The organism is Cryobacterium sp. MLB-32 (assembly GCF_000738085.1).
In the GTDB taxonomy this organism is placed as follows: domain Bacteria; phylum Actinomycetota; class Actinomycetes; order Actinomycetales; family Microbacteriaceae; genus Cryobacterium.
Map to the genome: position 1 here is coordinate 1 of NZ_JPRS01000186.1, position 6,912 is coordinate 6,912.

At 64.7% G+C, this 6,912-nt stretch carries 8 protein-coding genes and 1 tRNA gene; 1 reads left to right on the top strand and 8 read right to left on the bottom strand.

All coding sequences use genetic code 11. The features are described 5' to 3' along the window. Window positions 1–105 precede the first annotated feature (105 nt). Window positions 106–179: transfer RNA gene (locus JF66_RS15270), tRNA-Gly, on the top strand. Between the two features lie 32 nt (window positions 180–211). On the opposite strand, the gene JF66_RS15275 is transcribed toward JF66_RS15270, so the two are convergent. From JF66_RS15275 to JF66_RS15310, 8 genes are all read right to left on the bottom strand, one after another. Further along, window positions 212–1,060: a type II secretion system F family protein gene (locus tag JF66_RS15275; protein WP_035879395.1), complete on the bottom strand. Its 849-nt coding sequence runs from the start codon at window positions 1,058–1,060 to the stop codon at window positions 212–214. Between the two features lie 11 nt (window positions 1,061–1,071). Beyond that, window positions 1,072–2,028 carry a type II secretion system F family protein gene (locus tag JF66_RS15280; protein WP_051973606.1) on the bottom strand — a complete coding sequence of 319 codons (957 nt, stop codon included), beginning with the start codon at window positions 2,026–2,028 and terminating at the stop codon, window positions 1,072–1,074. Next, entirely contained in the window at window positions 2,025–3,503 is a 1,479-nt protein-coding gene (locus tag JF66_RS15285) for a CpaF family protein (RefSeq protein ID WP_035879396.1), read from the bottom strand. The genes JF66_RS15280 and JF66_RS15285 overlap by 4 nt, the downstream gene beginning before the upstream one ends. Beyond that, complete coding sequence (locus JF66_RS15290; RefSeq protein ID WP_051973607.1) at window positions 3,500–4,345, bottom strand: P-loop NTPase; 846 nt, start codon at window positions 4,343–4,345, stop codon at window positions 3,500–3,502. The genes JF66_RS15285 and JF66_RS15290 overlap by 4 nt, the downstream gene beginning before the upstream one ends. Continuing rightward, entirely contained in the window at window positions 4,342–5,085 is a 744-nt protein-coding gene (gene cpaB / locus JF66_RS15295; protein WP_035879397.1) for a Flp pilus assembly protein CpaB, read from the bottom strand. The genes JF66_RS15290 and cpaB overlap by 4 nt, the downstream gene beginning before the upstream one ends. A gap of 7 nt (window positions 5,086–5,092) precedes the next feature. Then, on the bottom strand, window positions 5,093–5,968 hold the full coding sequence (locus JF66_RS15300; RefSeq protein WP_051973608.1) for a pilus assembly protein TadG-related protein: 876 nt from the start codon (window positions 5,966–5,968) through the stop codon (window positions 5,093–5,095). Between the two features lie 73 nt (window positions 5,969–6,041). Next, the gene (locus JF66_RS15305; protein WP_035879398.1) at window positions 6,042–6,434 is read right to left on the bottom strand and encodes a TadE/TadG family type IV pilus assembly protein; all 393 of its coding nucleotides are present in this window, start codon (window positions 6,432–6,434) and stop codon (window positions 6,042–6,044) included. Between the two features lie 92 nt (window positions 6,435–6,526). After that, entirely contained in the window at window positions 6,527–6,718 is a 192-nt protein-coding gene (locus tag JF66_RS15310) for a Flp family type IVb pilin (protein WP_035879399.1), read from the bottom strand. Window positions 6,719–6,912 lie beyond the last annotated feature (194 nt).

The window sequence follows — 6,912 nt, forward strand, 5'->3', positions numbered from 1 at the left end:
ACCTCAGCCAGTCTAATGCACGGCTTTCGGCTGGATGTGCCCCCACTGGCATTCCGCACCCTGATTCATGTACTACGATATTCGAGTGCCCAAGATTACGGGTGTGGGGTCGTAGCTCAATGGTAGAGCCTGAGTTTTCCAAACTTATGACGCGGGTTCGATTCCCGTCGACCCCTCCAGATAGCAGCTGGGCGCGTGTGTTCACGGTCCTTCACGAGAAGGCCTTCGCGATGCTCAGTGCGGCAGGCGTCATCAACACGATGAACAGCACCGGCAGGATGCAGAAGATCAGCGGAAAGAGTACCTTCACCGGAACTTTCATCGCTTTCTCTTCCGCCGCCTGACGCCGCTTCAGGCGCATTTCGCCCGCCTGCACCTGCAGCACATCGGAGATCGCAACGCCGTATGCGTCCGCCTGGACGACCGATCGGGTGAATCGACGCAGGTCGTTCGATGACGTGCGACCAGCCAGGGCCTGGTAGGCGTCTCTGCGGCTGCGTCCCATACTCATATCCTGCAGGGTGCGGATCAACTCCTCGGCGAGGGGCCCTCGGCCTGATCCGCCCACTTTCGCCATGGCAGCCTCGAAGCTCAGCCCCGCTTCAACCGAGATTGTCATCTGGTCCAGGATGTCCGGCAGTTCAAGCTGGATTTTCTCCTGTCGTTCCTGTGCCCTGCTAGAGAGCAACAGGTCCGGCACAAAGAAGCACAGTGCAACCAAGACAGCGCCCAGCAGTATCCGCAGGGGAACGGGATCGGCGCTGATCCACAGGGCTGCGAGCCCGACGCCCAGCGCCGTGAGCAGCGGCTTGACGATGAAGATCCGCTCGACGGTCCACCCGGAGGGTCGACCGGCAAGAGCAAGGCGACGCTCGAGCATGCCGAGATAGGCGGCAGGAGCAAGCGTGCGCAGCAGTGCCGGCATGGTGTGCAAAGACTTTCGAGGGGTGCCGCCGGCGACGCTCGCGCGGCTCGGCCACCCGGCGGCCACCGCGAGAAAGACGACCGCGCCGATTCCGCCGGCCAGAGCCACGGCGGCCGCGTATGCAAGAAAAGACATGAATCCGACTCCTAGAATTTCACTTTGACGGCGGCCATCATCCAGACCGAGCCCACGGCCATCAGAACAACGGCGAGTGCGAGGGCGACATAACCCCAGATGCTCACGAAGAAGCCGGCGAAGTAGGTAGGTTGCGCCACCAGAAGGAAAACGAACACTCCGACCGGCAGCGCCAGAAGAACCCAGGCCGACATTTTGCCCTCGGCGCTGAGCGCGCTCACCTGCCGACGGATCTGGTTTCGTTCTCGAATGGTTGTGCTGACCTGGTCGAAGACATCGGAGAGCTTACCGCCGACGTCACGGTTGATGGCGATCGCCTGCGCGACCCACTGGAAGTCCTCGTTGTGCATGCGCACCGCCGTGGCTTCCAACGCCTCGGCGAGGTCGCGGCCCAGCCTCGTCTCGTTCACGACCCGGGCGAATTCCTCGTTTGTCGGCGCCCCGGCCTCCTGCGACACCGCATCAATGACCCGCAGCAGACTGTGCCCGGACCGGAGACCGCCGGCCAGGAACGTCAGGGTGTCGTCGAGCTGTTCGGTGAACCTGGCCCGACGTCGGCTGGTCCGTACCGACACGAGGACGTGTGCACCCAATGGTGCGAGAGCGGCACAGACGCACATGAGCACTGCCGTTGCGACGACGCCCTCGGCGAGCAGCAACCCGCAGGCGGCGAGCACCGCAGCCGCACACAGCACCATCAGCACAAAGGATGGTGGGTTCAGGCGGATACTGGCCTGTTCCAGGCGCGCGGCGTCGAACAGGGCTGTGGGACGCCGACTGATGACGCCATCGATGACGTCGACGGTGCGAGCCGTCACCCGAGACAGACGCGTGACATGCACGGTACCGACCGCCCTCCGCCTGGCGAGCGCCACGCGGGGTTCGGGCGGCCAAATGACCACACGGACCAGGATGAGCATGGCCACCAGCGCGAGGACGAATCCCATATAGAGGAGAAGTCCGCTCACCGTGACGCGCCGCCCTGCGTGACGCGCCCGAAGACTTCCGGCGCCACGTAAATTCCCAGGTCGTGAAACCTCTCCGTGAAGCGCGGACGGATGCCCGTTGCAACGGCATGACCGAGGAAGCGGCCGCCCGGGTCCACACCGGCGGCGTAATCGAAGGTGAAAGCATCCTGCAGGGTGACGGTGTCCCCCTCCATGCCTTGCACCTCCGTGACGTGCGTCACCCGCCGTGTTCCATCTTTCAACCGGGAAATCTGCACGATCACGTCGACCGCCGACGTGATCTGTTCGCGCACAGCCCTGAGGGGCAGGTCCATACCGGCCATCAGAACGAGTGTTTCCAAGCGCGCGATCGCGTCGCGAGGCGTGTTGGCATGCACGGTCGACAGCGAGCCGTCGTGGCCGGTATTCATGGCCTGCAGCATGTCCAGGCTCTCGCCACCGCGGCACTCACCGATCACGATTCGGTCGGGACGCATCCGCAGGGAATTGCGCACCAGATCGCGAATGGTGATTTCGCCCTTGCCCTCGATGTTGGCCGGTCGCGCCTCCAGCCGAACAACATGATCCTGCTGGAGTTGCAGTTCCACGGCGTCTTCGATGGTCACGATTCGCTCGTCGGACGGGATGAACGATGACAGCACGTTCAGCAGCGTCGTCTTTCCCGTGCCGGTGCCCCCGGACACGATGATGTTGAGGCGAGCCTTCACGCAGGCCTCCAGCAGGGTGGCCATGTCCGCTGTCACGGTGCCAAACCCGATCAGGTCCGAGATCATGAACGGGTCTCGGGAGAACTTGCGAATGGTGAGGGCCGAGCCGTTCACGGCCAGCGGGGGAATAATCGCGTTCACTCGGGAGCCGTCCGCGAGGCGGGCGTCGACCATCGGCGACGACTCGTCGATGCGGCGTCCCACCTTCGAGACGATGCGCTCGATCACTCGCCGAAGCTGTTCCTCGGAGGTGAAGTTCATGCCGCTGGGTTGCAGGCGGCCGGCCCGTTCGACGTACACCTGATCGGGACCGTTCACCATGATCTCCGTGATGTCCGGGTCTTCGAGCAGCGTCTCGAGCGGACCGAAACCGAGCACGTCCGCGTCGATTTCACGAATCAGGCGCGCCCGTTCCTGACCAGTGAGCGGAACCTGTTCCCGGGCGACGATTTCCACGAGCTCTGCCCGCGCGTACGCCTGCAGCTTGTCTTCGGTGAGAGTTGAGTCGTTCATGCGCGAACCAATGCGCTCAAATAGCTCCTGCGCGGCGCGCTCCTTGAGCTCCGCGAGCGCCTGCCGTTGCGCACCGGGCACCGGTGCCGCGGATGACGGGGTGGGGGCCGGTGACGTCACGGGCGGAGCGACGGCCGGGGCAAGACCAGGGGCCGGAGCGAATGCGGATGCCTCGGTGCTTTGGCTGCCCGGTGCCGCCACGATGGGACGGGCAGCTCGGCCGCGCAGGGCGTCCATACGATCGGTGAGTTTCATTGACCGGCCTTCCGTCGGTTCACACGACCCGGCACCGCGGTCGACGGAATGGGACCGTCGGTCGGCACCGCTGCACACCGGGTAACCAGGGCATGGAGCGCGCGGGCGGCAGACGATCGGGGGCTCTCGTCGACAAATGGAACTCCACGATTGGCGGATAGCGCCACCGTGCTCGACCGCGGAATGACGATGTCCACGCTCCGACCGAGGATGGCCTCAGCGTCGGCGCGGCTGAGACCACTCTTCTTGTCGACAATGTTCAGCACCACATGGCGGAGCGCCGGCGTGATTCCCAGGCTCTCCAGCACACCAAGCGCCGTACCGAGCGCACGGATGCTCGGCACGGACAGCTGACATACGGCAACCGCATCCGTTGCCTTTTCGATCATGGCCAGGGCATGCTCTCCGAGGCCCGGAGACGTGTCCACGATGACGAAACGAAAGACGTCCGTCAGCTGGTCGATCAAATGCGCCAGTTGTTCTCCGGTGACCCGGTCGCCGTCGACCGGTGACGCCGCCCCGCACACAACGTAGTAACCGCCGGGGTGCACGGTCAGCAGGGTCTTCAGAACAAGGACATCCGCGGCGGGCGCATCCGCCACCATGTCAGGCAGGGTGTGGGCCGGGGTGAGATCGAGAAAGGTCGCGACATCGCCGAATTGCACGTCAGCGTCGACGAGCACCACCTCAAGCGGCGCAACCCGCGCGAGCCCGACCGCGGTGTTGACAGCAATGGTGCTCTTGCCCACGCCTCCCCGGGGAGAGAAAACGGTGATCACGCGAGGGGAGCCGGATGCCGGGGAACCCGCGACCCCGGCTTCATTCAACTCAATGGTGCTCACGGGAACACGGTGCTTCCGTCGACCGAGCGCGATCCGCTTTCGTCCGCCGCCGCGGGCTCGAGGGTGAGCCAGAGACTTCCGAATTGCTGGCCCCACACCAGGGTTTCCACGTCTGCCGCAGAGAGAGCCACCGTGACCATGAGCGTGGCAACCGGACCATCTGATGCCGCGGGCGCATCGGTCGCGCCGGCACCCGGCGTGACGGATGTTCCCGGTTGAACCCTCAGGACGAGCACCTTGTGCAAGACCTGTCCCGTGGTGGGAAGATCCGCATCGCCGCGCCTCACCGTCGCCGAGATGAGCACACCGACCGTGTCGTTCGCGGTGACCTCTCCCCCCACCACGTTCTCCACCGGAAGGGCCACGGTCACCGCCTGCATTCCATCCGGAAGAGGCACCCCGCCGCGGATGGAGAGGCTCGCGGGGTCGATGAAGCGGCTCGTCAGCAATTGCTCCCCCGGCATGAGCGCCACGCCGCTGACAAGCCCGGTGAGGTCGGACAGATCGCTCACGCGCCCCGGCACGGCGGCGAGTGCCGGGATCTGCTTCACGGTCACGAATTCGCTGAGGGCATCCGCCGGCGTGCCGGCAGGAATCTCGGTCGTCACGACGATCGACGACACGAACGAGGCACCGTCGGCGGCGCGGGCGTCGGCCCCCTGGACGTAACCGATCAGGCTGACCGCGCCACCGAGAGCGATGACGATGGCCAGAACGGCACCGATGAGTCGGGATTTCATAGTTGTCCTAGTTGATGAGACGAATAACGGATGCGCCGAGGTCGGGGCCATCCAGATCGGTTACGGAGCCGTCGAGGGAGACCCGGTCGGTGAAGAAACCTTGGAGACCCCGGCAGGTTCCGGTGCAGTCCGGGGCAGACGTGTCATCCCGGTAGCGTGCCGTGGGCCCCCCGCCGGAGAAATTCCATCCCGTGACGGTGAAGGCCACAAAGCCATATATGCGGTACAGGGCATTCGTGCCGGAAGCGTCCGCCCTGTTGTACACCGGGATCAGGATGGTCTGGCCGGCGAGTCCACCGAGCGTCGGATCACAGGCCGCGGGAAAGTTATTGCCGGGACGTGACTGGGTCTGCCACACCCGGCTGTCGACGAGCATGCCGCAGTCCCCCCCGGTGGGCACGAGCCAGCCGAAGCCCCCGGGAACGGCAGCCCCCGATGAGGTGCATCCGGTACTCGAGCCGAAGTCCAGAACCACCCGCGCGCCGGTGAAATGGGAGGGAACCTGGCACAGCGACAGCGCGAGCGGCAGCGCGACTCGGGCGGCACCCGGGTAGCCCCATTCGGCGGTGGCGGAGGCCTGAACGGACGATGAGTCGTGCCCGATGAAAGCAGCAAAGGGATGGTGGATCGCGGGAGCATTCGTGCCAGCCACCCGCGTGGTTGTGGTGACAGTCACCGTGCGGGCACTCGGGAACGTGGGAGTAAGTGCCGTCGCGGCGCCGTCGTTCGCGTTGGCGTTTGCATAGGACGCTGCCAGGGCGGCTGCTCCAGCGCAGCCTGGGCCCGCACATTCCTGGGCGATGGCGAGGGCGGCGGCATCCGCACCGTTTTGAAGTTGGGCGCGTTCCGCGTAGAGGGCGCCCACGTCGAGGGCGATGGCCATGAACCGAGGATGGGGATCAGCAGGAGGGCCACCACGATCGCGGACGCACCTTCCTCGCCACGCAGGCTGCGCATCATTCCCCGCATCGCATTGCTCCCGTTCCGGTCAGCGTGAGGTTGGGACCGAACCAGCCGGTCATGAGCGCAACGGTGTAGGTGATGACAACCGTGGCGGTGCTACCGGGCACACAATTCGTGTTGGGGCTGATGGCGATCTGCGACGTCGAGATCACGGGCGTGATGGAGGGAGCAGCGGCAACGGCCGCGGCACGAGCCGCAACCGGGCTGTTCTCGATCGCCATGGTCCGGGCGCCCTCTCGTGCCGCGTTGGACAGGGAGATCTGTACGTTGTAGAGCCGACCGAATTCCATCAGGCCGAAGATGAGCAGCAGCAGCACCGGGAGCACGAGCGCGAACTCGACGGCGGCGGCGCCGCGGTCGTCACGCAGGTGGCGGAGACGGCGCATGATCTGTCCTTCGGGTACGTGGGGCGCGAACGGTGCGACGACAGCGACCGGACTCGGTCGCTGCCGTGGCGCCGTGCAGAAATACGGGTCGACTAGACCGTCTTCTTGATACTGGTTCCGACATTGTCGAACATCGTGTCGAGGTTCGTACCGATCAGCGCGACGGCGCTGATGATGACCACGGCGATGAGCGAAACCATCAAGCCGTACTCCACGGCGGTGGCGCCCTCGTCTTCGGAGCGCAGGCTGTTGATGAGTGCGTGAACCTTGGTGAAAAGCTTCATGGTGAGATTCCGTTCTGTGTGGCGCCGGTAGCTGATGCCCGAGCGATATCGAAAATATATGTTCGCTTCGGAATACGGGCCTAGTCCCCCTTCGGGTGCCGCTGAATCGGCGCGGTAGCATTTCCGGTGACTGAGGATAATTCACCTGATGAATGAGGAAAAATCACTCACGATTATGTGAGGAAAGCTCGTAT

Bases quoted from the DNA above. Each gene is read 5' to 3' on its own strand.
- JF66_RS15275 (WP_035879395.1), bottom strand. From the start codon at position 1,060: ATGTCTTTTCTTGCATACGCGGCCGCCGTGGCTCTGGCCGGCGGAATC.
- JF66_RS15285 (WP_035879396.1), bottom strand. From the start codon at position 3,503: ATGAAACTCACCGATCGTATGGACGCCCTGCGCGGCCGAGCTGCCCGT.
- cpaB (WP_035879397.1), bottom strand. From the start codon at position 5,085: ATGAAATCCCGACTCATCGGTGCCGTTCTGGCCATCGTCATCGCTCTC.
- JF66_RS15300 (WP_051973608.1), bottom strand. From the start codon at position 5,968: ATGGCCATCGCCCTCGACGTGGGCGCCCTCTACGCGGAACGCGCCCAA.
- JF66_RS15305 (WP_035879398.1), bottom strand. From the start codon at position 6,434: ATGCGCCGTCTCCGCCACCTGCGTGACGACCGCGGCGCCGCCGCCGTC.
- JF66_RS15310 (WP_035879399.1), bottom strand. From the start codon at position 6,718: ATGAAGCTTTTCACCAAGGTTCACGCACTCATCAACAGCCTGCGCTCC.